The following is a 25,002-nucleotide window of genomic DNA, read 5'->3' as shown; positions in this document are numbered from 1 at the left end:
TCACACGACCGTCTCGCCGATCCGTTGCGGCGGCAGTTCCACCAGCGGTGCCGGCACATCGCAGGTCTTTTCCGGCGACTTGCAGAGATCGGCGATGACGCAGTGCTCGCATTCGGGCTTGCGCGCCTTGCAGGTGTAGCGCCCGTGCAGGATCAACCAGTGGTGGGCGTGGAAGAGGTACTGTTTCGGGATCACCTTCAGGAAGCGTTCCTCGACCTCGTCCGGCGTCTTGCCCGGCGCCATCAGCAGGCGGTTGCCGATGCGGAAGACATGCGTATCGACGGCAAGCGTGGGAATGCCGAAGGCCATGGACATCACCACATTGGCGGTCTTGCGACCGACGCCCGGCAGCGTCACCAGGTCCTCGATCGTCTTCGGCACCTCGCCGCCGAAATCATCGATCAGCTTCCGCGACAGGGCGATGACGTTCTTGGCCTTGTTGCGGTAGAGGCCGATCGTGCGGATATGCTGCGTGACGCCCTCCTCGCCGAGCGCCAGCATCTTCTCCGGCGTGTCGGCGATCCTGAACAGCTCCCGGGTGGCCTTGTTGACGCCGGCGTCGGTCGCCTGGGCCGACAGCGCCACGGCGACCACCAGGGTAAAGGGATTGGAATGCTCCAGTTCGCCCTTCGGCTCCGGCCGCTGCACACAGAACCGGCGGAAGATCTCCTCCATCTCAGCCTGGGAGTAGCGGCTGCGGATATGCCGGCGGGCGCGGCTTCCCGTCGCATTTGACTTTTGTGAAGCAGCTGTGCTGGATTTGCTTTTTGGAATGGCCATATCGCTTCTATAGCCAGCCGACGCGAAGGAAAGCAACGTGGAGATGTCCGAGGATCCGACGGTCTTTGCGGCCGAGCTGACCCCCTATCGCTCGCTCGGGCGCCGGGGCTTTCATGTGGTGCTGGCACTGTCGGGCGGCGTCTGCCTGATCTACGGCATCTTCTTCATGGTGACCGGCGCCTGGCCAATCGGCTTCTTCCTCGGCCTCGATTTCCTGGGGCTCTACATCGCCCTGCGGCTCAGCTACCGCTCGGGCCGCGCGAAGGAAGAGGTCACCGTGTCACGCACCAATCTGTCAATCCGCAAGGTCTCGCCGGCGGGCCGGGTGGTGGAGCATCGGTTCAACCCTTTCTGGGCCCGCTTCGGCGTCAACCGCCACGAGGAGTTCGGCATCACTTCGATGTATGTGACGGGCGAGGGGCGCTCGACCGATATCGGCTCCTTCCTCAACCCCGACGACCGGGAAAGCTTTGCCAAGGCCTTCCGCGGCGCGCTGGCGACCGTCACCCAAAGACTGTGAGGCCCGCAAGAAACGGGTGGCCCGGACAGAGGCGAGGGGGCATTGTACGGGCAAAGGAGACCGGCGATGAACGCATTTGCCCAGATCGCAGAACCCGCATTCGACGCGACGCCCGTAGGCGACGACTATGAGACCGTGCGCCGGGTGATCGAGCTCATCACCATCGACTACCGCGCACAGCCGTCGCTCGAAAGCATTGCCGCGGAGATCGGGCAGTCGCCGACTCAGTTGCAGAAGGTGTTCACCCGCTGGGCAGGCCTGTCTCCCAAGGCCTTCCTGCAGGCCGTGACGCTGGACCATGCGAAGCGGCTGCTCGGCCACGAGGGCCTGCCGCTCTTGGAAACCTCCTATGAGGTCGGCTTGTCGGGACCCGGCCGGCTGCACGATCTCTTCGTCACCCATGAGGCCATGTCGCCCGGCGAATGGAAGGCGCGCGGCGGTGGCCTCACCATCCGCTACGGCTTCCATCCGTCGCCCTTCGGCGTGGCGCTGGTGATGGCGACGGAGCGCGGACTGGCAGGGCTCGCTTTCGCCGATTTCGGTGGCGAGAAAGCCTGCCTGGACGACATGACCTGCCGCTGGCCGAATGCGGCCTATGTCGAGGACCTCGAGATGACGGCGCCCTACATCCGGCGGATCTTCGACAAGTCGCTCTGGTCTGCCGAACAGCCGCTGAAGGTCGTGCTGATCGGCTCTGACTTCCAGGTGCGCGTCTGGCAGAGCCTGTTGAAGATCCCCTTCGGCAAGGCGGTCACCTATTCGCATGTGGCCCGCGACATCGGTCAGCCCACCGCCAGCCGCGCCGTCGGCGCCGCCATCGGCCGCAACCCGATCTCCTTCGTGGTGCCCTGCCACCGGGCGCTCGGCAAGAGCGGCGCGCTGACCGGCTATCACTGGGGACTGACGCGCAAGCGGGCGATCCTGGGATGGGAAGCGGGCAACGCGTAAGGTGAGGTCTCAACATGTTGGCAGAATATGCCATCGGGTGTATCCTCGACCCACACCAGTGACGAGGACACGATCATGCCCACCCGGAACGTCGTGCTGACCGACCACCATCAGGATGTAATCGAGCGGTTGGTAAAATCCGGCCGTTACCAGAACGCCAGTGAGGTGCTGCGCGAAGGCCTCCGCCTTGTCGAGCAGCGCGAGCAGCTGGATGTAGCGAGGCTCGAAGCGATTCGCGAGGCAGCACGGGTAGGTTTCAGCGATCTGGAAGAGGGTCGGTTTGCTGACGTCCCGCTAGATGCTCTAGGCGAATATATCGCCAATTTCGGCATTGCCGCGGCTGGCCGCGCCAGCAGGCCCGCGGACAAGGACAATGGCTGACCTGCGCCTTTCGTCCTCTGCCGAAGCCGATATCGGGGAAATTCTGGCGCGAACCCACGAAGAGTTTGGCGGCGAGGCGCGCATTCGATACGAGTGGCTGCTCGTCACGGCCTTGCGTGACCTGGCGGCCGATCCGGGGCGCCACGGGACGATCGAACGCATCGATCTTGGTCTCGGCATATGGAGCTACCATCTTCGCTATAGCCGCGACCGTGCACGTCATAAAACTGGAATCGTGCATCGCCCCCGTCACCTGATCCTGTTCCGTCAGTTGCAGCCGACCACGGTAGGCGTGGGGCGCATTCTACATGAGGTGATGGATCAGCAGAGGCATCTGCCGGATGATTTCGGTGAAGACCGAGATCTCTAAGTGAGCACGAGCAGGCATGATTGCGGGCGACAGACGCCGCGGCCCCGCACAGCCCTCCACCGGTCCGCGGTGCTATCGTTTGGTGCCGGACGTATCGATCTTCTCGGCAAGCCAGATCTTGATCAACGACTGGTAGGGCACGTCACGCTTGCCGGCGGCAACCTTGATCTGTTCCAGCAGGGAATTGGGCAGGCGCAACGAGATCGAGGTGGAGGATGGCTTCAGGTTCGGCAATCGCACCTTCGCCGCCTTGCTCCAGTCCATATGATCGGTGGAGTCATGCTGCTCCCAATAGGCCCGCTCTTCGGCTTCCGTGTTGAAATGCGGCACGGGGTTAGGCTTCCTGCTCATAGTAACTCCGCTCCTTCCGGCTCATGTTCCGGGCCGAAATCACCCGGATCTTCGTGTCGTCTGTCCGAAGCGTGAAGGTGATATGGAGCAACCTTCCGTCATCGGTGCGGCCGAGCGCGTGGATGCGCCGCTCGCTCAAACTATGGCTGGGATCGGGTATCATCAGCAGGGGCTCGTTGAAGAACACCTGCTCGGCCTCGCTCTGGCTGACTTCGTGCTTCTCGGCGTTCTTGCGGGCGTTGCCTTCATCCCACTCAAATCCGACGATCCGTTCCCAGTCGATCATTGTTGTATATTGCCATAATATACATTCAGTTCAAGACGGAGCGCAAAAGCAGTCAATGAACGCTCTGGAAGCGCCTCGCTTGGAACCGCGAAGGATCTGCCCAGCTTCATCGACGAAGACTGACGTTACAGCAGTTGCGCCTGCGCCATCGCTACCAGCTCCCGTGCAGCGCTCTCGTCGGTGATCAGCGTGTTGCAGCCGATGCGGCGGATGGTGGCGCGGATGGCGACGGCCCGGTGGGCGCCGCCGGAGGAGAGGACGATGTGCCTGGCCTTTTTCAGCGTATCGAGGTCGACCGACATCACCCGCTCGTTGATCGAATGGCGGACGGAGCGGCCCTCGGCATCGAGGAAGTTGAACATGGTGTCGCAGACGCAGCCGGCGGCGATGAGCTCGTCGAGTTCCGTCTTGGAGATAAAACCCTCCGACAGCGAGGTCGACTGCGGGCCGATGTCACCGCAGCTGACGACCGCAAGGTCCATCTTCTCGGCCAGCTCATAGATCGCCTTCAGGCCGCATTCCTCGATCAACGCCCGTTTCGTCTTCACCGAATCCACCAGCAGCGGCGCCAGGAACATGTAGCATTCGGCACCGAACTGGCTGGCCAGCCGCCAGGTGTAGTCGATCGGGTTTGTCTGGTGGACGGCGACGATGCCGCCGAGCAGCGAGACCACCTTGCAGCCCTGCCGCCGCGGCGGGCGGAAGCTCGCCAGCGACGCCGTCATGGTCCGGCCCCAGCCGACCCCGATCGTCATGTCGTCCTGGATCACTTCGGAGAGGAACTGGCCGAGCGCCAGTCCGACGGCACTGGCCAGGGCCTCGGCGCCCGCGTCCCTCGTCTCGGGCACGACGATCGCCTCGTCCAAGCCATAGGCCTGTTCCAACTGGGTGGCGAGCGACAGGCAGTCGTCGACGCCGGCATTGATCCAGATCTGCACCTCGGCGCGCTTCATCGCCTCGTCCAGCATGCGGATCACCGTCGACCGGCTCACGCCCAGCCGATCGGCGACATCCTTCTGCGTCAGGCCCTGGTTGTAGTAGAGCCAGGCGGCGCGCAGTCGCAGCGATGCGGCGTCAGATATCCCGGGATGGGTTTCGCGTCTGAGTTTGGCCAAGGGGGCTCCAGCAATGCGTGAACTCGTAGAGTGTACGACATGATACTTATGTCGATCCAATTGCGCAAATGTCTTGACTTCGCCATGTTCGGCTGATGATAGTCGATGCCAGACGCGCGCCCCGAGAACAGGCGGTGTCGCCGTCCATTCACCACCTCTGTCCAAGGGATATGCCGGGATGACGTCCAAACTCGAACAGCTCCGTTCCATGACCACGGTCGTTGCCGATACCGGTGACATCGAGGCGGTTGCGCGGCTGAAGCCGGTGGATTGCACCACCAACCCGACGATCGTGCTGAAGGCACTCGGCACGCCGATGTTTGCCGATGCCGTCAAGGAAGCGATCACCTGGGGCAAGTCGCAGAACGGCGGCTCCGACGCCGTGGTCGCGGCGGTGGCAGACCGCCTGGCGATCTCCGTGGGGGCTGCTCTTGCCAATATCGTTCCGGGCCGCGTCTCGACGGAAGTCGACGCCGATCTCTCCTTCGACACCGAGGCTTCGATCGCCAAAGCGCATGGCATCATCACCGCCTACAAGGAACGCGGCATCGAGCGCGAGCGTATCCTGATCAAGCTTGCCTCCACCTGGGAAGGCATCAAGGCGGCGGAAGTACTGCAGACCGAAGGCATCGACTGCAACCTGACGCTGCTCTTCTCCAAGGCCCAGGCGATTGCCTGCGCCGATGCCAAGGCCTTCCTGATCTCGCCCTTCGTCGGACGCATTCTCGACTGGTACAAGAAGTCGACGGGTCAGGAATACACCTCGGAAACCGATCCGGGCGTCGTTTCGGTGCGCGATATCTACAACTACTACAAGGCCAACGGCATCGAGACGATCGTCATGGGCGCCTCCTTCCGCAACGTCGGCGAAATCGAAGCGCTCGCCGGCTGCGACCGCCTGACGATCAGCCCGGCGCTGCTCGACGAGCTGGACAAGGATCAGGGCACGCTGGAGCGCAAGCTCTCGCCCGACAACATCACCGAGGATGCCTTCTTCCCGATCGACGAGAAGAAGTTCCGCTGGATGCTGAACGAAGACGCCATGGCGACCGAGAAGCTGTCGGAAGGCATCCGCTCCTTCGCCAAGGACCTTCTCGGCCTGCGCGAGATGGTGAAGAAGGAACTGGCTGCGGCCTGATCTGTCTGACGGACTCACATCGAAACGGCTCGCCTCGGCGGGCCGTTTTTTCATTCAGGCGAGGGGTGTCAGGCGGCGGCAGGCTTGCCCCGGTTCGACATCATCGTCCTGACGAACGCGAGAATGAAGATCGCCGTCATCACGAGCACGATCGTCGGGGCGGGTGCGCTGTCGATGAGGAAGCTCGCGTAGATGCCGGTCAGGCTCGAGCCGAGTGCGACGGCAATGGCGACGAGCAGCATGCTCTTGAACCGTTTCGTCAGCAGGAAAGCGATGGCGCCGGGAGCGACGACCATGGCGATGGCGAGGATGATGCCGACGGCCTTCAGTGCGCCCACCACCGTCAGCGACAGGACCGCCAGCAGACCGTAGTGCAGAAGCCGCGTCGGCAGCCCGATCGCCTTGGCGTGCTGTTCGTCGAAGGCGTGCAGCAGGAGGTCCTTGCGCAGGGCAACCAGGAAGGCAAGGCTTGCCAGCGCGATCAGCCCCGTTTCCAGGAGATCGCGCGGCAGTATGCCGAGCATGTCACCGAACAGGATGTGGTCGAGATGCACATCGCTCTGCACCTTCACGTAGAGAACGAGGCCCAGCCCGAACATGCCGGAAAAGACGATGCCGAGCACCGTGTCTTCCTTGATGCGGCTGTTTTCCTTGAGGAAGCCGGCCGCGAGCGCACAGAACATGCCGGCGGCGAAAGCGCCGACGGCGAGCGGAATCGACAGGATGTAGGCCAGCACGATGCCGGGGAAGACGGCGTGAGAGACGGCGTCGCCCATCAGCGACCAGCCCTTCAGGACGAGGAAGCAGGAGAGGATCGCCATCGGTGCCGCGATCATCAGGGTCACCAGAAAGGCGCGCTGCATGAAGTCGATCTGGAACGGCAGGATCAGCAGTTGCAGGGTCTCGTTCATGCGGTCTCCTCCAGCGTCCGCTGCAGGCGCCGGCGGGCCGCCAGCATGCCGTGCTTGGGCGCAAACACGAAGGCTAAGAGGAAGATCAGCGTCTGCAGCACGACGATAATGCCGCCGGTGGCGCCGTCGAGGAAGTAGCTCAGATAGGCCCCGACGAAGCTCGTTCCCGCCCCGATCAGCAGGCCGAGGACGATGACGCGGCCGAAGCGGTCGGTCAGCAGATAGCCGGTGGCGCCCGGCGTCACGACCATGGCGACGACCAGAAAGGCGCCGACCGTCTGCAGGGCGGCGACCGTGGAGGCGGCCAGCAGCGTGAAGAACAGCACCTTCAGGAGGTCGGGCTTCAGGCCGATCGAACGGGCATGGTTCTCGTCGAAGAAGGCGACCATCAGGTCCTTCCACTTGAGCGTCAGGATCACCAGGCTGACGCCGCCGATGATGACCAGCTGCAGCGTGTCGCTCGGCGTGATGGCGAGGATATTGCCGAGCACGATGGTCTGGATGTTCACCGAGGTCGGCGACAGCGACACCATGAACAGGCCAAGCCCGAAGAAGGAGGTGAAGATCAGGCCGATGATGGCATCCTCCTTCAGCCGGGTGCGCTGGTTGAGAAACAGCATGGCACCGGCGGCCAGCCCGCCGGAGACGAAGGCACCGAGCGCGAAGGGGAGGCCCAGCATATAGGCGCCCGCAACGCCTGGCACGATCGAGTGGGAGAGGGCGTCGCCGATCAGCGACCAGCCCTTCAGCATCAGGTAGGCGGAAAGGAAGCCGCAGACGCCACCGACGAGCGCGCTGACCCAGATCGCGTTCAGCATGTAGCCGTAGGTGAAGGGTTCAAGAAGCGTCTGGAGCATCCGCTGCCGGCTCCTTCTTCTTGCGACTGCCGTTGCCGTAGGTCACATAGGGCCGCTCGTCGTCGGTGATGACACGCACGTGGCGGGCATCCTCGTCATCGTGCAGGTCCGGGCCGCCCAGAACGAAATGGCGCAGCACTCCACCGAAGGCCTTCTCGAGGTTCTCCTCGTTGAAGGTGTCCTCCGTCTTGCCATAGGCGATCACGGTGCCCTTGACGAAGACGGTGCGGTCGCAGAAATCGGGAACGCTGCCGAGATTGTGGGTGGAAACCAGCATCACCCGGCCTTCGTCGCGAAGGCTGCGCAGAAGCTCGACGATCTGCTCCTCGGTCGTCACGTCGACGCCGGTGAAGGGTTCGTCGAGCAGGATGATCTGGCCTTCCTGCGCGAGTGCCCGGGCCAGGAAGACCCGCTTGCGCTGGCCGCCGGAGAGCTCGCCGATCTGGCGCTTGCGGAACTCCGTCATGCTCACCCGTTCCAGCGCCTGCGCCACCATCTCGTGGTCGCGGCGGGAGGGAATGCGCAGGAAGTTCATGTGGCCGTAGCGGCCCATCATCACGACGTCCTCGACCAGCACCGGGAAATTCCAGTCGACCTCCTCGGCCTGCGGCACATAGGCCACCAGGTTCCGGCGCAGCGCCTCGCGCGCCGGCATGCCGAGGATTTCGACGGAGCCTTCCGTCAGCGGCACGAAGCCCATGATCGCCTTGAAGAGCGTCGACTTGCCGGCGCCGTTGACGCCGACGAGGCCGGTGATGGTTCCCTTCGGCACCTGGAAGCTTGCATGCCGCAGGGCCGTCATGCCGTTACGATAGGCGACCGTGATGTCGTTGACGACGAGGCCGTCCGCGGCCTTCTTCACTTTTCCCATGATCATCCGGCCAGCCCTGCCGCGATCGTGCTGGCGGTGACGGCAAGAAGGTCGAGATAGGTGGGAACCGGCCCGCCGTCCTCGCTGAGGGAGTCGACATAGAGGACGCCGCCGTAGCGGGCACCCGTCTCGCGCGCCACCTGCTCGGCCGGATCGGCGGAGACGGTGCTCTCGCTGAAGATCACCTCTATGTTGTGTTCCCGAATGGCATCGATGACGGAGCGGACCTGCTGTGGCGTGCCCTGGCTGTCGGCGTTGACCGGCCAGAGATAGAGCTCCTTGAGGCCGAAATCGCGGGCGAGATAGGAGAAGGCGCCTTCGCTCGTCACCAGCCAGCGCTTTTCCTCCGGCAGATCCGCGAGCTTGGTCCGGATCGGATCAATCTCGGCGCGGATCCTGTCGGCATAGGCCTTGGCGTTCGCTTCATAGGCTGCCGCATTGGCGGGATCGATCTCGCTCAGCCCCTTGCGGATGTTGTCGACGTAGAGGATGGCGTTCTCCGGCGACATCCAGGCGTGCGGGTTCGGCTTGCCCTCATAGGAGCCGCCGGCGATTGCCATGGGCTGGACGCGATCGGACACCGTGACGCTCGGGATGTCGCCGAGGTTGGCGAGGAATTTCTCGAACCAGAGCTCCAGGTTCAGACCGTTGCGCAAGACAAGGTCCGCGTCGCGGGCGCGCAGGATGTCGCGGGGCGTCGGCTGGTAGTTGTGGATCTCGGCGCCGGGCTTGGTGATGCTTTCGACCTCGGCCAGATCGCCGGCGACGTTGCGGGCCATGTCGGCGATGATGGTGAAGGTGGTGACCACCTTCGGCTTCTCCTGCGCCAGTGTTGCGCCGGGGAAGGCAAGCATTGCCGCAGCGATTAGAATGCCCAGCCTCGTGAGAAATACCGCCATGACGGATCCTTGTTGCAATTCATTCGCAATCTAACTTAGTGGCAAAATGCCATCTGTCAACGCTACTGCAAATCATTCGCAAAAGAGGATCGGAAGTGGCAAGCGCCAGACCTTAAAAGTTCCTAAAGGAGACTGTGCGAGGGTGAACTCTGCATTCCATCAAGTACTGCGTGAAGTGGGGTAGGCATGTCGGAGTTTGGTGCGTGAAGGGTTTCAAGATCCGGCTGTCGCGGACACTTCTTCTGATCATCGGCGGCGTGACCATCCTGGGCGGCGGGAGCGGCGCGGCCGCGGTTTTCATCGGCACCGAACGGCTGCTGGGGCCTTCCTACGCGTCCATCAACGGACTCGGCTGTACAACCGTTGCCACGGTCAAGATCAAGAAGGCGGATCGCTTCTGGATCCGCAAGTATGTGACGACCGACGAGCCGGGCGATGGCATCTCGCGCCTGAAGACGGCGCTGCGGGTTGCCCGCAAGGTCCAGGAGACGGAGCATTCCGATCTCGTTCAGGTAACCGTGCTGGACACGGCGGGTCCGACCGAACGCTCGAAGATGCGCGGACGCGCCATCGGCGCGCAGGTCGTCTACATTCCCGACCCTGCCAAGGCGCCGGAGGGGGCGTCAACTCAGCCGATCAAGGCCTACTACGTCGACGGGTTGGCGGATGGCAGCGGCGACTTCTGGGGCCTGCGGATCGATCTTCCCCTGGAGGATGCCGAGCATCTCTCGACACGCCTGACCGATGACGCGGATTGCATCGACCCGGTCGTCGAAGGCGAAGACGCCGCGGGAGGTCATGGTGCGCCCGCCGGGCATGGCGAAACCAAGGGCCACGATGCGCCGTCCGACCACGGCGAAAGCGAAACGCCCGACGCCGACGGCCATGGCAAGGGCGATGCTGGCGCAGACGGCCATGGTGCCGAGCCCGCCGCCGATGCGCATGGCGCGGAAACACCTGTCGCCGAGCACGACGGCGATGAGAAGACCGGCTGGATGGCGTCCCTGATGGGCATGGTCGGCCTGGGTGGCGGAGAGGGCCAAGCCCATGAAGCCGCTGCCGGATCCGGCCACGAACCACCCGCCGAAGACGAACCTGCCCCGGGCCACGACGCCTCTGGCAAGCAGGACGCCGCCGACCATGCGGCCGCAGCGGCTGCTGCAGCCCATGGGAGCGAACCTTCGAAAGAGAGCGTCGCCGCCCATCCCGCCGAGGCGGTGGCTCCCGTCGAGGACAAAGGCTGGCTTGCGACCGTCAAGGGCGTGGTCGGTCTTGGCGAGACCGGGGAAGAGGAAAAAATCGAAGCCGCCACCCCCGCGCATGAGGATGCGCCGGCAGCAGCGGAGGCTGCTCATGCCGCACCAGCGGCCGAGCCCGCTCACGCGGAGCCGAAGGCGGAAGCTCACGCCGAGGATGCGCCGCCGGCAAAGGCCGACGAGCATGGTGCCGCCTGGCTTGCCAAGATGCGTGCCCAGCCGCTGACGCCCGCGGGCGATAGTCCCGCCGCCGCGTCACACCCGCAGGACGAGGCCCATCCGCCCGTAGCTGGCGAAGATCATTCGGCGACCGAGGCAAGGGACGACGGCGAGAGCGTGCAACATGCCGAAGCATCGCATGCACCGGTCGTCGCCGAGGAGGACGACCCGGAGAAACACCGCAGGAAGCCCGCCGCGCCCGCCGCGACGCATTGATCTTGGCGGGTAAGCGGAGTGCGTCAGCCAGCGGCTCGTGCCGCTGCTGCCGCGAGGCGCAGGGTGTTGCGGGGTTCGTCCGGGATCAGCCGCCGCAGATCGCTTGCCTCGGCCTTCAGAAAACCTGCCGCCGATACGGAATAGATCGACATCAACATGGCCGGCTGAAACGGCAGCAGGGGCGGGACCGTCAGGCGCTGCCGCGCCGCGCTAAGGCTCTCCGCTAGATAGTCGACACCCAGTTCCCGCGCCAGATCGGCGATCGTGAAGTCGTCCGCGCCGGCCAGTTCGTAGATGGCTCCGGCATGCGAGGCAGGATCCGCAAGCACCGCCACTGCGGCATCGGCGAGATCCTCGCGCGCCACGGCCGAAATCGGCGCGCTGCCGAAGGGCGCGTGGATGACGCCGTCCACGGGCGCCGCAAGGCTGCCGATCAGTTCGGCGTAGAGCCCGTTTCGCAGGATGGTCCATGCCATCCCGCTCTCTTGCAGGCGCCGCTCGGTCCACCGATGTGCCAGCGCGAAGCCGAGGTGGTCTCCGGTGCCGGTGAGGCTGGTATAGACGACATGGCGGACGCCCTGGCGTTCTGCCGCGGCGATGACCGCGCCATGCCGTTCGGTGACGACGTCGTCTTCCGCATAGCCGGCGGAGACGAGCAACAATGTCCCGACGCCGCTGAAATCGAGGGAGCCTGGATCGTCGAAATCGATCCTTCGCTGTGCCGGCTGTCCGTCGGCTACCTGCCGGCTGCCGGTGACGAAATTCAGTCCCGCCGCTGCAGCCTTCTGCGAAATAAGCGTGGAGAGGTGGCCGGAGCCTCCGGTGATCAGTATCATGTCTTGTGTCCTCTTGCTTGGGGGCACATCTACCTATTGCGGCCTACAGCCGGGCGTAAGGAGGCACATCGATGTTCGCTGGACATGATTTTTCAGAACAGACACTGGAGCCCTGCGGCACGCCAGATCACGAGGATTGCGGCCTGCGACTGATCCTCGATCGCCTCGGCGAGAAGTGGACGGTGATGACGGTTGCCGAACTGGCAGGTGGTCCGCGCCGCTATCGGGAGATCGAGCGTTCGCTCACTGGCGTTACCCAGCGGATGCTGACGCTGACGCTGCGCCGGCTGGAACGGGACGGTTTCCTCAGCCGCACGGTGGAGCCCACCAATCCGCCATCGGTGACCTACACGCTGACGGCAAGCGGGCAGAGCTTTGCAGGGATGGTCACGCATCTGGTCGACTGGTCGCGGTTGCACAAGGACGGCATCCGTTTGGCGCAGCAGGATTTCGACCGGCAACCGAGGGACTAGATGCCGCCGCCGCGGGAGCGGCAGCGGTGAGGTTCCAGCCTGTCAGTCCGCCTTGCCGCGGCGAGCCGGGAAGAGGATGACGTCGCGGATCGAGGGGGCGTTGGTCAGGAGCATGATCAGGCGGTCGACTCCGATGCCGAGGCCGCCGGCCGGGGGCATGCCCTGGTCGATGGCATCGAGGAACTCCTCGTCGAGCTGCTTTTCCTTCTCGCCGCGCGCATGGGCTTGTTCCAGCTGCTCGACCATGCGGGCGCGCTGCTCTTCCGGATCGTTCAGCTCGGAGAAGGCGTTGCCGATCTCCCAGGTGTTGCAATAGGTCTCGAAGCGCTCCACCAGGCGCGGCTCGCCGGGGACTTCCTTGGCAAACGGCGAGATGTCCTTCGGGAAATGCGTCACATGGGCCGGCTGGATCAGCGTCGCCTCGACCTTCTCCTCGAAGATGAAGGCGAGGCACTCGCCCCAGGTCCAGTCCTTCTCGACCGCGAAGCCGGCAGCCTTGGCGGCGTCACGGGCTTCCTCGTCGGTCTTCATCGCCAGGAAGTCGATGCCGGTCGCCTCCTTGACGGCGTCGGGCATGGGGACGCGGCGGAAGGGTCCCTTGAAGGAGATCTCCGTCTCGCCGTACATGAACTCGGTCTTGCCGTGGATGGACATGGCAAGCTCGGCATAGAGGCGTTCCACGAGGTCCATGATGTCCTCGTAGTCGGCATAGGCCCAGTAGCACTCCATCATCGTGAATTCGGGATTGTGCCGTGTGGAGACGCCTTCGTTGCGGAAGTTGCGGTTGATCTCGAAGACCTTGTCGGAGAGACCCGACACCAGCGTCCGCTTCAGGAACAGTTCCGGCGCGATGCGCAGGTACATGTCGAGCTTCAGCGTGTTGTGGTGCGTCTTGAAGGGCTCTGCCGTAGCGCCGCCGTAGACGGAATGCAGCATCGGCGTCTCGACTTCCATGAAGCCGTCGTTCTCCATGAAGCGGCGGATGCCGGAGACGATCTTCGAGCGCTGCTGGAAGCGCAGCTTGGAATCCTCGTTCGTCAGGATGTCGAGATGGCGCTTGCGGTAGCGCAGCTCGATGTCGGAGAGACCGTGGTACTTCTCCGGCATCGGCAGGAGCGCCTTGGTCAGCATGGTGATCTCTTGCGCGTTGATCGTCAGTTCGCCGCGCTTGGTGCGGCGCACAATGCCGGTGACGCCGATGATGTCGCCGAGGTCGATCAACGGCAGCAGCTCGCGTGCTTCTTCCGGCGTCGTGTCCTTGTGGGAAAAGATCTGGATCTTGCCCGAGGCATCGCGCAGATCGATGAACATGCCCGAATTGCGCGCCGAGAAGATGCGGCCGGCAACCGTCACCACATCCTGCGTCTCGACGTCGTCCTCAAGCCCTGCGTATTTCTCCGCGAGCTCGGCATTGGTCATGGTCCGGTGGAAATGCGCCGGATAGACGTCGCCGACCTTGTCGCGCAGCAGCGCAAGTTTCTGGGCACGGACTTGCGTGACGTCGGAGGAGAGGGCGGTTTCGGTCTTCTGGTCGGTCATCGTGTTCGCCTTAAGGGCCATCGTCGTTGCGGTTACCCCCCTCTGCCCTGCCGGGCATCTCCCCCTCAAGGGGGGAGATCGGATGGAGCATTCTGTTCCCCTCTCGCTAATGTCTTATCCTCAGCACTTGTTGGTGCTCGGGGCGACGGCGTTTCCTCGGGTCAATCTCCCCCCTTGAGGGGGAGATGTCCGGCAGGACAGAGGGGGGTATTTCAGGATGCTGCCCTCAGAGGCAGCATCCAACAATCACTTCTCAGCGCCCACCATGGACGCCACCACCGTTGCCGCAATCTTCAGCCGCTGGCGCACGACGGAACGGCCCAGCAGCGCCATCGAGTCAAACAGCGGCAGCGAGCGCGAGGAGCCGGACATGGCCACGAAGAGCGGCGGGGTGACGACGCGCAGCTTCTTGCCGAGCTTGTCGGCCACTGCGCGCAGTTCCTGATCGATCGCCTCGACGGTCCACTCGAGGATCTTCTCCAGGTCCGCCTGAACCGTGTTGATGATTTCCAGCGTCTCTTCAGGCGTGGTCTTCAGGCCCGAGAACGACGCGGGCGTCAGGCCGACGTCGCTGGCCAGCAGGAAGCCCGCCAGCTGCGGCAGTTCGCCGAGCTTGGAGATGCGGCTCTGCGACAGCTTCAGGCCTTCGGTCAGGCGCTGGTTTTCCGACGCCCATTCGAGCGTGCGGGCAATGAATTCCTCCGGCGTCAGCTTCTCGCGCAGCCAGCGGCCGTTCAGCCAGTCGAGCTTCTGGATGTCGAAGATGGCGCCGGCCTTGGAGAGGTTGTCGGGGTCGAACTGCTGCGTCAGCGCTTCCATGTCGAGAAGCTCCTCGCCCTCGGCGATCTGGATGAAGAACAGGCCGAGGAAGTTCATCAGTGCTTCCGGCAGATAGCCGAGCGCCGAGTAGTAGGAGATCGAGGTCGGGTTCTTGCGCTTCGACAGCTTCGACTTGTCGGCATTGCGCATCAGCGACAGGTGCATGAACACCGGCTGCTCCCAGCCGAAGTAGCGGTAGAGCAGGATGTGCTTGGGCACCGAGGCCAGCCATTCCTCGCCGCGCGCGACGTGGGTGATCTTCATCAGATGGTCGTCGATGACATTGGCCATGTGATAGGTCGGCATGCCGTCGGCCTTCATCAGCACCTGCATGTCGACCGAATCCCACGGGATCGAAACCTCGCCATAGACGCCGTCGGTGAAGTCGCAGGACCCTTCGGTCGGGATCTTCATGCGCACGACGGAAGGCTCGCCGGCCTCCATACGGGACGTGACTTCTTCCGCCTTCAGGTGCAGGCAGAGACCATCGTACTTCGGCGGCTTGCCGGCGGCACGCTGACCTTCGCGCATCTGCTCCAGCCGCTCGGGCGTGCAGAAGCAGCGGAAGGCATGGCCCTTGTCGAGAAGCTCCTGCGCGAAGGGCTGGTACATGTCCTTGCGGTCGGACTGGCGGTAGGGTCCGTAGGGACCGCCGACGTCTGGACCTTCTGCCCAGCTGAGGCCGGTCCACTTCAGCGCGTCGAGCACCTTCTGCTCAAACTCCGGGGTGGAGCGCGTCGCGTCGGTGTCCTCGATGCGCAGGATGAACTCGCCGCCCATCTTCTTGGCGAAGAGGTAGTTGAACAGCGCGATGTAGACGGTGCCGACATGCGGCTCGCCGGTCGGCGAGGGGGCGATGCGGACGCGGGGGCCGGAAGTGCTCATGGATAATGCTCGATTTGGCGCCTTCAGTGGCGCTGACCTGCGTGTCTCGGGATAGCAGGCCTTAGCGCATATTCAGCGCCGAGCGTCAAGACTGTCGGGCCGGCGGCCGGCTAGCTCACCGGCCACACCCAGAGAAGCGTCGGCACGCTGACCAGCACGATGATGAAGGAGAGCGGCAGGCCAAGTCGCGGATAATCGCTGAACTTGTAACCGCCCGGGCCCATGACCAGCGTGTTGCACTGGTGGCCGACCGGCGTCAGGAAATCGGAGCCGGCGCCGATCGCCACCGCCATCAGGAAGGCCTCCGGGCGATATTCCAGCGTCGTGGCGAAGCTTGCTGCGATAGGCCCCATGACCAGCACGGTCGCCGCATTGTTGAGGAAGGGCGTGACGCCCATGGCGGCGATCAGGATCAGCGTCAGCGCTGCCCAGGGCGGCATGCCGGTCGCCAAATCGCCAAGCGCGCTGGCGATCAGCTCGCTTGCCCCGGAGGTCCGCAGCGTATCGGCGACGGGGATCAGGGCCGCCAGCATGATGAGGATCGGTCCGTCGACCGCTTTGTAGAGGTCGGTCAGCGGGATTGCGCGGAAAACGGCCATGCCGAGCGCTGCTGCGAAGAAGGCTATGGCGACGGGGACCCAGCCCAGTGCTGTCGAAATCATCGCCGCCGCCAGGATGACGAGCGGGATGAAGGCCTTGCGCTTGGTCCCGAGCATGACTTCGCGCTGGGCCAGCGGCAGCAGCGCGAAGTCCTGCATGACCCCGGGAAGCGCGTTGCGGTTGCCTTGCAGAACGATGACATCGCCGGCCATCAACGTCAGGTCGCGCAGGCGCTCGCTGAGCCGCTGACCGCGCCGGCTGACCGCCAGGAGATTGACGCCGCGGGTGTAGGAGAGAGCCAACTCCCGCGCAGACAGGCCGGAGAGGGGCGATTCCCGCGAGATGATCGCCTCTATCGAAATCAGGTCGTCGAGCTGCTGCCCACGCCCCTTCAGCGGCTTGCCGGACAGCTGCAGCTTGGCGCCCGAGACGACCCGGTCGATGGCCGCTGACCGGCCTTCCAGGATGATCGTGTCGTTCTCGCGCAGGTTGAGGTCCGGAAAGGGCGACATGCGCGTCGTGCCCCGCAGGATGGCGGTCGCGATGACCTCGCCGTCTCCCCGCTTCAGCAGTTCGCCAAGCGGTCGTCCGACCACGTTGGACTGGGCCGAGACGGTTGCTTCCGAGGTGTAGTTGGCGATCTCGACCGCCTCCTCCAGCGAGGTGTTCTGCCGGGTCCGCGACGGCACCAGCCAGTGGAAGAACAGCAGGAAGATGATGCCGACCAGGGTCAGAATGGCGCCAACGGGCGTGAAGTCGAACATGGTGAAGGGCGTGCCGGTGAGATCGGCCCTCAGCTGCGAGACGACGATGTTAGGGGAGGTGCCGATCTGAGTCATCAGTCCGCCCAGAAGCGCGGAGAAGGCCATCGGCATCAGGTATTTGGAAGGCGAAATTCCGGAGCGCTTGGAGAACTGGAAGGCGACCGGCATCATGATTGCTAGCGCGCCGATGTTCTTGATGAAGGCCGAGAGCACCGCAACGACGATCATCAGCAGCGCCAGCTGCGTCCGGATCGAGGTGAGGTTGGGGAAAAATTTCTTGATGGCGATGTCGACGATGCCGGATCGGGCGACTGCGGCGCTGACCACCAGGGCGCTGCCGACGATGATGACGATGTCGTCCGAAAAGCCGGAAAACGCGTCGTCGAAGGGGACTATGCCCACCGCCACGGCCGCGATCAATGCGCAGCAGGCGACCATGTCATAGCGAAACCGGTCCCAGATGAAGACGGCCATCATCACACCGATGATGGTAAAGGCGTAGATCTGTTCTGTTGTCATATGACCCCGGAAGAAACGTGAAGCGGTCCTGCTTCACCGCGCGCCTGCGCTGGGAGAGTTGCACAACGTGGCCGCCGCGAAAAGGTGCCGTAGCCCGGACAATAAAATGGCCCGCTTTGGGCGGGCCATTTTCGACGTGTCCGTCAGTGAACGGAGGTGCCGGATTTCTTCTTTCGGCTCCGGGCAAACATGTTGAGCACCTCGACCAGAGCGGAAAAGGCCATGGCCGCGTAGATATAGCCCTTGGGCACATGGAAGCCCATGCCCTCGGCAATCAGCGTGGTGCCGATCATCAGCAGGAAGCCGAGCGCCAGCATGACGATGGTCGGGTTCTTGGCGATGAAATTGGCGAGCGGATTGGCCGCGAGCAGCATGACGGTGACGGCGGCGATCACGGCGACGATCATGATCGGCACATGTGGCGTCATGCCGACCGCGGTGATGATGCTGTCGATGGAGAAGACGAGGTCGAGGACCAGGATCTGTCCGATGACCGCGCCGAAGGAAATCGCGGCGGCGCCGACGATGTCTTCCTTGTGGTCGACCGGGTCGACGGTGTGATGGATTTCCTTCGTCGCTTTCCAGACCAGGAAGAGACCGCCTGCAATCAGGATCAGGTCCTTCCAGGAGAACTCGTTGCCGAAGATCGTGAAGATCGGGTTGGTCAGTTGCACGATCCAGGCGACGGTTCCCAGCAGGCCGAGCCGCAGGACCAGCGCAAGACCGATGCCGATCCGGCGCGCCCTTTCTCTTTGCTCGACCGGGAGCTTGTTGGAGAGGATCGAAATAAAGATCAGGTTGTCGATCCCGAGAACCACCTCCATCACGAGAAGTGTGAGAAGCGCCACCCAGGCGGCCGGATCCTGAAAAAGCGCGAATATTCCCTGCATCTTTGTCCCCTCAAGGCAGCGGTCAAATGTTCGCTGCGGTGGCGCAGATTTAGGTGAACCGTAAAGGAAGGCAAGTGCCGTTGCTTGCAATTGCGAAGGACGATTTCTGATTTACGTACCTCAAAAATTGGTCTAACACATCCGCGGGAGGACGCATGAAGCCTACAGTCCATGATATCGCGCGTTCGGCGGGCGTCAGCCTTGCCACGGTCGATCGTGTTCTCAACGGCCGGCCGGGCGTGCGTTCCGTGACCCGCGAGAAAGTCGCCCAGGCGATCGTCGATCTTGGCTATGTGCGGGATCTGGCCGCCGCCAACCTCGCCAAAGGCCGTACCTACAGCTTCTGCTTTGTGCTGCCCGCCAACGACAATTCCTTCATGATCCGGCTTCGCGAAGAGGTGCAGGATGCAATCCGGCTCTCGGCGCTGGAGCGGTCGCGGATCGAGATCGTGGAAGTCCCGGCCTTCGATGCCGCATCGCTGGTGGCGGCCCTGGACGAAATTCGAGCCCAGGGGCCCGATGGCGTGGCGCTCGTCGCCGTCGATGCACCCGAGGTTCGCGCGGCGGTCGAGCGTCTGACGGAGGCCGGCATCGCCGTCGTCACGCTCGTCTCGGACCTCGGCGCGTCGAGCCGCGACCATTATGCGGGGATCGACAACAGCGCCGCCGGCCGTACCGCCGCCAATCTGATGGGGCGCTTTCTCGCCAAGGTCGATGGCCGGGTGGCGATCCTTGCGGGCTCCATGCTGGTGCGCGACCACCGGGAACGGCTGGAGGGGTTTCTGTCGGTGCTGGGCGAGGATTTTCCGCGCGTGGCGATCCTGCCCGTCATCGAGGCGCGCGACGATCCGGCGCTGGTCGAAAAGATGATCCGCGAGGCGCTGCGCCGTTATCCCGACATCTGCGGCATCTACAGTCTCGGCGCCGGCAACCGCGGCCTCATCCGGGTGCTGAAGGAGCGGGATGTGGCGCGCCGGCCGGTGGTCATCACCCATGAACTGACGGCATCGACACGCGAGGCGCTGCAGGGCGATCTCATCGATGCGGTTCTGAACCAGGATCCTGGTCACGAGGTTCGCAGCGCCATCCGCGTCTTGAAGGCCAAGGCCGACGGCCTGCCGGTACTGGCCGCCCAGGAGCGGATCCGCATCGACATATTCTTGAAGGACAATCTGCCCTGAGGGCACGGAAAGGAACGACATGTATCTCGGTCTCGATCTCGGAACGTCAGGCGTCAAGGCGATGCTGATCGACGGTGAGCAGAGGATCATCGGCTCGGGGAATGGCGCGCTCGACGTCTCGCGTCCCCACTCCGGCTGGTCGGAGCAGGACCCCGCGGACTGGATCCGCGCCACCCAAGAGGCGGTTGGTACGCTGAGGGACAAGTTTCCGGCGGAGATGGCGGCGGTCAAGGGCATCGGCCTCTCCGGCCACATGCATGGCGCAACGCTGATCGACAAGGATGACAAGGTGCTGCGGCCCTGCATCCTCTGGAACGACACGCGCTCCTACAAAGAGGCAGCTAAGCTCGATGCCGATCCGCGCTTTCGCGCCATCACCGGCAATATCGTCTTCCCCGGCTTCACGGCGCCCAAGCTCGTCTGGGTGAAGAACAACGAGCCGGAGATCTTCGCCAGGGTCGCGAAGGTGCTGCTGCCGAAGGATTACCTGCGCCTGTGGCTGACCGGCGAGCATATCTCCGAGATGTCCGACTCGGCCGGCACCTCCTGGCTCGACACCGGCGCGCGCAAATGGTCGACCGAGCTTCTGTCGGCAACGGATCTCTCCGAAAGCCAGATGCCGTCGCTCGTCGAGGGCACGGAACAGGGCGGCACGCTGCGCGCCGAACTGTCCTACAACTGGGGCATGGGCGAGGGCGTCGTGGTGGCCGGCGGTGCCGGTGACAATGCGGCGTCGGCCTGCGGCATGGGCACGGTTGCCGAAGGCCATGCCTTCGTCTCTCTCGGCACCTCCGGTGTGCTGTTTGCCGCCAATGGCTCCTATCTGCCGAAGCCGGAAAGCGCCGTGCATGCCTTCTGCCATGCGCTGCCGAACACCTGGCACCAGATGGGCGTCATCCTGTCGGCGACCGATGCGCTGAACTGGCATGCGCATGTGACCGGCAAATCGGCGGCCGAGCTGACCGGCGAACTCGGCGACGAGCTCAAGGCGCCGACCGGTGTCACATTCCTTCCCTACCTGTCGGGCGAGCGGACGCCGCACAACGACGCGCAGATCCGCGGCGCCTTCATCGGCCTTGGCCATGAATCGAGCCGCGCTGTGCTCACCCAGGCGGTGATGGAGGGCGTCACCTTCGCGATCCGCGACAATCTCGAGGCGCTGAAATCCGCCGGTACCTCGATTTCCCGCGTCACCGCCATCGGCGGCGGCTCGCGCTCGCGCTACTGGCTCGCCTCGATTGCCACGGCGCTCGGTGTGCCGGTGGACATCCCGGCGGACGGCGATTTCGGCGCGGCCTTCGGCGCGGCGCGGCTCGGGCTGATCGCCGCGACCGGCGCCGATCCGCTCGCCGTCTGCTCGGCGCCCCGGACGGAGGCGACGATCGAGCCGGTGGCGGCACTGTCGGCGGCTTACGAGGATGCCTATGCCCGCTACCGCGCGGCCTATCCGGCGGTGCGGTCGCTGATGGGGTGATGGCCGGGCACCCCCTCATCCGCCTGCCGGCACCTTCTCCCCGATGGGGAGAAGAGACACGCGGCAAGCGCCGACGTCCCCCTCTCCCCTGCGGGGAGAGGGCAGGGTGAGGGGGCGAAGCCCGCTGATCCCGCCATCCAAACACTATCCACAATCCAAGGAGGACACACCCATGACGACAGGCTTTTTCGGAGACATCCAGAAGATCAAATACGAGGGGCCGGACAGCACCAATCCGCTGGCCTTCCGCCACTACAACCCGGACGAAATGGTCGCCGGCAAGCGGATGGAGGACCATCTGCGGTTTGCCATCGCCTATTGGCACACGTTCGCCTGGGAGGGCAGCGATCCCTTCGGCGGGCGCACATTCGACCGGCCCTGGTACGGCGACGACATGGGCAAGGCGAAGCTCAAGGCCGATGTCGCCTTCGAGATGTTCAGCCTGATCGGCGCGCCCTACTATTGCTTCCATGACGCGGACGTGCGGCCGGAGGGCAATTCGTTTGCCGAGAACACGAAGAACCTGAACGAGATCGTCGACTACTTTGCGCAGAAGCAGCAGGAGACGGGCGTCAAGCTGCTCTGGGGCACGGCCAACCTCTTCTCCAACCGCCGTTTCATGTCGGGTGCATCGACCAATCCCGATCCGGACGTGTTTGCCTATTCGGCCGCCACCATCAAGACCTGCATGGATGCGACCATGAAGCTCGGCGGTGAGAACTATGTCCTCTGGGGCGGTCGTGAGGGCTACGAGACGCTTCTCAACACCGATCTGAAGCGCGAACTCGACCAGATGGGCCGGATGCTCAGCATGGTCGTCGAGTACAAGCACAAGATCGGCTTCAAGGGCACCATCCTGGTGGAGCCGAAGCCGCAGGAGCCGACGAAGCACCAGTATGACTACGACGTCGGCACGGTCTACGGCTTCCTGAAGAAGTACGGCCTTGAGAACGAGGTGAAGATGAACATCGAGCAGGGCCATGCGATCCTCGCCGGCCACACCTTCGAGCACGAGCTGGCGCTCGCCGGCGCGCTCGGCATCCTCGGCTCCATCGATATGAACCGCAACGACTACCAGTCCGGCTGGGATACCGACCAGTTCCCGAACAACGTCCCGGAAATGGCGCTGGCCTATTACCAGGTCCTGCAGAACGGCGGCTTCACCACCGGCGGCACGAACTTCGATGCCAAGCTGCGTCGCCAGTCGCTCGATCCGGCAGACCTGCTGCACGGTCACATCGGCGGCATGGACTGCTGCGCCCGCGGCCTGAAGGCTGCGGCGAAGATGATCGAGGAGAAGGCCCTGTCGGCGCCGCTCGCCGAGCGCTACGCCGGCTGGGACAGCGCCGAGGCGCAGAAGATGCTCCGCGGCGAATACACGCTGGAAGATATCACCGCCCGCGTCGAGCGCGACAACGTCAACCCGGAGCCGCGCTCCGGTCGCCAGGAATACCTGGAGAACGTCGTCAACCGCTACGTCTGAGGGTGCGTCAAATACGGGAACCGGGGTGCAAGGGCGCCCCGGTTTTTGTTTCTTCAGCCTAATCCATATCCGGCGGCTTGCTGCCTGGCGGTGCAGGAATCTGGTAGAGCGGTCCCGTCGCCCAGTCCGGCGGAAGGTCGAGATCGGACTGTCCCCAGAGCGTCAGCTTGCCCGACTTGTATGCGGTGCTCTCGAGAAGGTCATGATGGGCGCACTGCATGGCGAGCATGAGTGCCTGGACACCATCCTCGCCAGCGGTATCGCCACGATATTCGCCGTCCGGCCAGCCGATCGACCACCGGCACCGAAACTCCCCGCCGGGTGCCTTTTCGGGCACCTGGAAGCGGACAACGAGGGGCAAGCCATCAAGGTCGAAGCTTCGTTCGACGAAAAACGACTGGTCCATCCGGATCTCCATCATGAACATCGGGCAGCGGCTGCCGCTTGGAGAAGCCTTCGGCGATTATGCTGCCCGATGCAAGGCCGTTCAATCTGCCCGCACCTCGATCAGGCGGCTGCGCCGGCGATGCCGTCGAGCCTCCGCACAGTGTCGTCCGACAGCGTCAGGTCCGCGGCCGCCAGGTTTTCAAGCAGATGGGCGACCGAGGAGGTGCCGGGGATCAGCAGGATGTTTCGCGAACGCTGCAGCAGCCAGGCAAGCGCCACCTGCATCGGCGTCGCGTCCAGCTGTGCTGCAACATCCGACAGCGTTGCCGATTGCAGTGGCGAGAAGCCGCCGAGCGGGAAGAACGGCACATAGGCGATGCCGTCGTCCGCCAGCGCGTCGATCATGGCATCGTCGGCGCGGTGTGCGACATTGTACATGTTCTGCACGCAGACGATGTCGCAGATCCTGCGTCCGTCCTCGATCTGCTTCGCGGTGACGTTGCTGAGGCCGATGTGACGGATCAAGCCCTGCTGCTGCAGTTCGGCCAGCACGGTCAGCGGCTCTTCAACCGAGCCTTCGGCCGGACCGTGGATATCGAACATGGCGCGCAGATTGACGACGTCGATCGTCTCCAGCCCCAGATTGCGCAGGTTGTCATGCACCGCCTGCGTCAGCTCGTCCCGCGAGAAGGCCGGGTTCCAGGAACCGTCGTCGCCGCGCATGGCGCCGATCTTGGTGACGATCGTCAGGTCGTCCGAATAGGGATGCAGGGCCTCGCGGATGATCTGGTTGGTGATGTGCGGGCCATAGAAATCGCTGGTATCGATATGGTCGACGCCCGCTTCGACTGCGGCGCGCAGGACGGCGATTGCCGCATCGCGGTCCTTTGGCGGCCCGAAGACGCCGGGCCCGGCCAGCTGCATGGCGCCGTAGCCGAGGCGTTTGACGGAGCGACCGCCAAGTTGGAAGGTGCCCGATTTCTGAATGTCGGTCATGCTGTCTCTCCTTTTGAAGATCCCGGTGAAGTGGTGGTGACCGCGGAGATAGCCCCTGTTCTTTCTTTCGATAATCCCGTACAGTCTGCACGGCTTGTGCGGAAAGGCGAACAATGGCGATTGATCTTGGAGATCTGAATGCTTTCGTCATCGTCGCGCGTGCGAAAGGATTTCGGGAAGGTGCGCGGGCAAGCGGCGCCAGTCCGTCGGCGCTGAGCGAAGCCGTGCGACGCCTGGAGACGCAGCTCGGCGTCCGGCTTCTCAACCGCACGACCCGCAGCGTGGCGCCAACCGAGGCGGGCGAGAGCCTGCTGTTGCGGCTGACGCCGGCGCTCAGCGAGGTGGAAGCGGCGCTCGATGTCGTCAACGGCTTCCGGGACCGGCCGGCGGGGACCTTGCGGCTGAACGTTCCCGCCAGCGCGGCGCGCCTCGTGCTGCCGCAAATCGTGCCTGCGTTTCTGGCCGCCTATCCCGACATCCGGCTGGAGATCATGACCGACGAGAGCTTCGTCGACGTGCTCGCCGCCGGCTGCGATGCGGGCATCCGCTATGGAGAGCGACTGGAGCAGGACATGATCGCCGTACCGATCGGACCACGGACACAAAGCTATGCCTTTGCGGCGGCGCCCGCCTATCTCGATCGCCATGGCCGCCCTGAACATCCTCGTGATCTCCTTGAGCACGCCTGCATCCGCCACCGCTTTCCCAGCGGCCGCGTGCCGGAATGGGAGCTCGAACGTGACGGCGAGGTGATCTTCGTCGATCCAAAGGGGCCGCTGATCGTTCAGGCGGGTGGTGCCATCGATCTGGCCGTGGACGCGGCGGTTGCGGGCACCGGCATCATCGGCCTGTTCGAAGACTGGCTGCTGCCTCACCTTGAAAGCGGCGCACTGGAGCCGGTGCTGAAACCCTGGTGGCAGCGATTTCCCGGGCCCTTCCTCTATTATCCCGGCCGCCGACTGGTGCCCGCGCCGCTTCGCGCATTCCTCGATTTTGTCAGGTCCAACCCCTTCGACCGATGACGGGCTCGTGATCGGC

General features: G+C 64.1%; 26 protein-coding genes. 11 read left to right on the top strand and 15 right to left on the bottom strand.

Features of this window, described 5'->3' with window-relative positions:
• Nucleotides 1–780, bottom strand: a complete 780-nt coding sequence (nth, locus tag M1E10_RS22040) for an endonuclease III domain-containing protein (protein ID WP_499174909.1) — start codon at nt 778–780, stop codon at nt 1–3.
• A 43-nt stretch (nt 781–823) separates the two neighbouring features.
• On the opposite strand from nth, the gene M1E10_RS22035 reads away from it, so the two are divergent.
• The 4 genes from M1E10_RS22035 (at nt 824) to M1E10_RS22020 (ending at nt 2,999) form a co-directional block, all read left to right on the top strand.
• The gene (locus M1E10_RS22035; RefSeq protein WP_499177266.1) at nt 824–1,300 is read left to right on the top strand and encodes a DUF2244 domain-containing protein; all 477 of its coding nucleotides are present in this window, start codon (nt 824–826) and stop codon (nt 1,298–1,300) included.
• Nucleotides 1,301–1,366: 66 nt separating this feature from the next.
• Nucleotides 1,367–2,248, top strand: a complete 882-nt coding sequence (locus M1E10_RS22030; RefSeq protein ID WP_499174908.1) for a methylated-DNA--[protein]-cysteine S-methyltransferase — start codon at nt 1,367–1,369, stop codon at nt 2,246–2,248.
• Nucleotides 2,249–2,323: 75 nt separating this feature from the next.
• Complete coding sequence (locus M1E10_RS22025) at nt 2,324–2,629, top strand: ribbon-helix-helix domain-containing protein (protein ID WP_499174907.1); 306 nt, start codon at nt 2,324–2,326, stop codon at nt 2,627–2,629.
• Nucleotides 2,622–2,999 carry a type II toxin-antitoxin system RelE/ParE family toxin gene (locus tag M1E10_RS22020; RefSeq protein WP_499174906.1) on the top strand — a complete coding sequence of 126 codons (378 nt, stop codon included), beginning with the start codon at nt 2,622–2,624 and terminating at the stop codon, nt 2,997–2,999. Before M1E10_RS22025 ends, M1E10_RS22020 begins: the two co-directional genes overlap by 8 nt.
• A 72-nt stretch (nt 3,000–3,071) precedes the next feature.
• On the opposite strand, the gene M1E10_RS22015 is transcribed toward M1E10_RS22020, so the two are convergent.
• The 3 genes from M1E10_RS22015 to M1E10_RS22005 form a co-directional block, all read right to left on the bottom strand.
• Complete coding sequence (locus tag M1E10_RS22015) at nt 3,072–3,350, bottom strand: BrnA antitoxin family protein (RefSeq protein ID WP_499174905.1); 279 nt, start codon at nt 3,348–3,350, stop codon at nt 3,072–3,074.
• Entirely contained in the window at nt 3,334–3,636 is a 303-nt protein-coding gene (locus M1E10_RS22010; protein WP_499174904.1) for a BrnT family toxin, read from the bottom strand. The genes M1E10_RS22015 and M1E10_RS22010 overlap by 17 nt, the downstream gene beginning before the upstream one ends.
• Before the next feature lie 125 nt (nt 3,637–3,761).
• Complete coding sequence (locus tag M1E10_RS22005) at nt 3,762–4,751, bottom strand: sugar-binding transcriptional regulator (protein WP_499174903.1); 990 nt, start codon at nt 4,749–4,751, stop codon at nt 3,762–3,764.
• A gap of 178 nt (nt 4,752–4,929) precedes the next feature.
• On the opposite strand from M1E10_RS22005, the gene tal reads away from it, so the two are divergent.
• On the top strand, nt 4,930–5,889 hold the full coding sequence (tal, locus tag M1E10_RS22000; protein ID WP_499174902.1) for a transaldolase: 960 nt from the start codon (nt 4,930–4,932) through the stop codon (nt 5,887–5,889).
• Nucleotides 5,890–5,957: 68 nt separating this feature from the next.
• Here tal and M1E10_RS21995 read toward each other — a convergent pair whose 3' ends face one another.
• From M1E10_RS21995 to M1E10_RS21980, 4 genes are read right to left on the bottom strand one after another with little or no spacing between them, the layout of a single operon-like run.
• Nucleotides 5,958–6,800 (bottom strand): metal ABC transporter permease, encoded by an 843-nt coding sequence (locus tag M1E10_RS21995; RefSeq protein ID WP_499174901.1) that lies wholly within the window; start codon nt 6,798–6,800, stop codon nt 5,958–5,960.
• Nucleotides 6,797–7,657, bottom strand: a complete 861-nt coding sequence (locus M1E10_RS21990; RefSeq protein ID WP_499174900.1) for a metal ABC transporter permease — start codon at nt 7,655–7,657, stop codon at nt 6,797–6,799. Before M1E10_RS21990 ends, M1E10_RS21995 begins: the two co-directional genes overlap by 4 nt.
• On the bottom strand, nt 7,638–8,534 hold the full coding sequence (locus tag M1E10_RS21985; protein ID WP_499174899.1) for a manganese/iron ABC transporter ATP-binding protein: 897 nt from the start codon (nt 8,532–8,534) through the stop codon (nt 7,638–7,640). The genes M1E10_RS21990 and M1E10_RS21985 overlap by 20 nt, the downstream gene beginning before the upstream one ends.
• Entirely contained in the window at nt 8,531–9,427 is an 897-nt protein-coding gene (locus tag M1E10_RS21980; protein ID WP_499174898.1) for a metal ABC transporter substrate-binding protein, read from the bottom strand. The genes M1E10_RS21985 and M1E10_RS21980 overlap by 4 nt, the downstream gene beginning before the upstream one ends.
• A 203-nt stretch (nt 9,428–9,630) precedes the next feature.
• On the opposite strand from M1E10_RS21980, the gene M1E10_RS21975 reads away from it, so the two are divergent.
• A complete protein-coding gene (locus M1E10_RS21975) occupies nt 9,631–11,118 on the top strand; it encodes a hypothetical protein (protein ID WP_499174897.1) in 1,488 nt (495 codons plus the stop codon).
• A 23-nt stretch (nt 11,119–11,141) separates the two neighbouring features.
• Here M1E10_RS21975 and M1E10_RS21970 read toward each other — a convergent pair whose 3' ends face one another.
• Nucleotides 11,142–11,954, bottom strand: a complete 813-nt coding sequence (locus M1E10_RS21970) for a Rossmann-fold NAD(P)-binding domain-containing protein (protein WP_499174896.1) — start codon at nt 11,952–11,954, stop codon at nt 11,142–11,144.
• 71 nt (nt 11,955–12,025) lie between these two features.
• Between M1E10_RS21970 and M1E10_RS21965 the strand changes: the two genes are divergently transcribed.
• On the top strand, nt 12,026–12,427 hold the full coding sequence (locus M1E10_RS21965; RefSeq protein WP_499174895.1) for a winged helix-turn-helix transcriptional regulator: 402 nt from the start codon (nt 12,026–12,028) through the stop codon (nt 12,425–12,427).
• 42 nt (nt 12,428–12,469) lie between these two features.
• Here M1E10_RS21965 and lysS read toward each other — a convergent pair whose 3' ends face one another.
• The 4 genes from lysS to M1E10_RS21945 form a co-directional block, all read right to left on the bottom strand.
• Entirely contained in the window at nt 12,470–13,966 is a 1,497-nt protein-coding gene (lysS, locus tag M1E10_RS21960; RefSeq protein ID WP_499174894.1) for a lysine--tRNA ligase, read from the bottom strand.
• Between the two features lie 246 nt (nt 13,967–14,212).
• Entirely contained in the window at nt 14,213–15,670 is a 1,458-nt protein-coding gene (gltX, locus tag M1E10_RS21955) for a glutamate--tRNA ligase (RefSeq protein WP_499174893.1), read from the bottom strand.
• Between the two features lie 110 nt (nt 15,671–15,780).
• Entirely contained in the window at nt 15,781–17,553 is a 1,773-nt protein-coding gene (locus M1E10_RS21950) for an SLC13 family permease (RefSeq protein WP_499174892.1), read from the bottom strand.
• Nucleotides 17,554–17,696: 143 nt separating this feature from the next.
• The gene (locus M1E10_RS21945; protein ID WP_499174891.1) at nt 17,697–18,443 is read right to left on the bottom strand and encodes a TerC family protein; all 747 of its coding nucleotides are present in this window, start codon (nt 18,441–18,443) and stop codon (nt 17,697–17,699) included.
• A 155-nt stretch (nt 18,444–18,598) separates the two neighbouring features.
• On the opposite strand from M1E10_RS21945, the gene M1E10_RS21940 reads away from it, so the two are divergent.
• From M1E10_RS21940 to xylA, 3 genes are all read left to right on the top strand, one after another.
• Nucleotides 18,599–19,624, top strand: coding sequence for a LacI family DNA-binding transcriptional regulator (locus tag M1E10_RS21940; RefSeq protein WP_499174890.1), 1,026 nt, complete (start codon nt 18,599–18,601; stop codon nt 19,622–19,624).
• Nucleotides 19,625–19,643: 19 nt separating this feature from the next.
• Entirely contained in the window at nt 19,644–21,098 is a 1,455-nt protein-coding gene (gene xylB / locus M1E10_RS21935) for a xylulokinase (RefSeq protein ID WP_499174889.1), read from the top strand.
• Between the two features lie 172 nt (nt 21,099–21,270).
• On the top strand, nt 21,271–22,581 hold the full coding sequence (gene xylA, locus M1E10_RS21930; protein WP_499174888.1) for a xylose isomerase: 1,311 nt from the start codon (nt 21,271–21,273) through the stop codon (nt 22,579–22,581).
• 58 nt (nt 22,582–22,639) lie between these two features.
• Here the strand turns inward: xylA and M1E10_RS21925 are convergent, their stop codons facing one another.
• Together M1E10_RS21925 and M1E10_RS21920 are read right to left on the bottom strand one after the other, a co-directional pair.
• Nucleotides 22,640–22,987, bottom strand: a complete 348-nt coding sequence (locus tag M1E10_RS21925; protein WP_499174887.1) for a DUF6968 family protein — start codon at nt 22,985–22,987, stop codon at nt 22,640–22,642.
• A 101-nt stretch (nt 22,988–23,088) separates the two neighbouring features.
• Nucleotides 23,089–23,964, bottom strand: a complete 876-nt coding sequence (locus M1E10_RS21920; RefSeq protein WP_499174886.1) for an aldo/keto reductase family oxidoreductase — start codon at nt 23,962–23,964, stop codon at nt 23,089–23,091.
• A gap of 113 nt (nt 23,965–24,077) precedes the next feature.
• Here M1E10_RS21920 and M1E10_RS21915 point away from each other — a divergent pair, with 113 nt between their 5' ends.
• Nucleotides 24,078–24,986, top strand: a complete 909-nt coding sequence (locus M1E10_RS21915; protein WP_499174885.1) for a LysR family transcriptional regulator — start codon at nt 24,078–24,080, stop codon at nt 24,984–24,986.
• Nucleotides 24,987–25,002 lie beyond the last annotated feature (16 nt).

This window comes from Rhizobium sp. PK7-22, assembly GCF_056530405.1.
The sequence above is the reverse complement of the archived record's forward strand: the minus strand, read 5'-3'. Positions and strand labels throughout refer to the sequence as shown.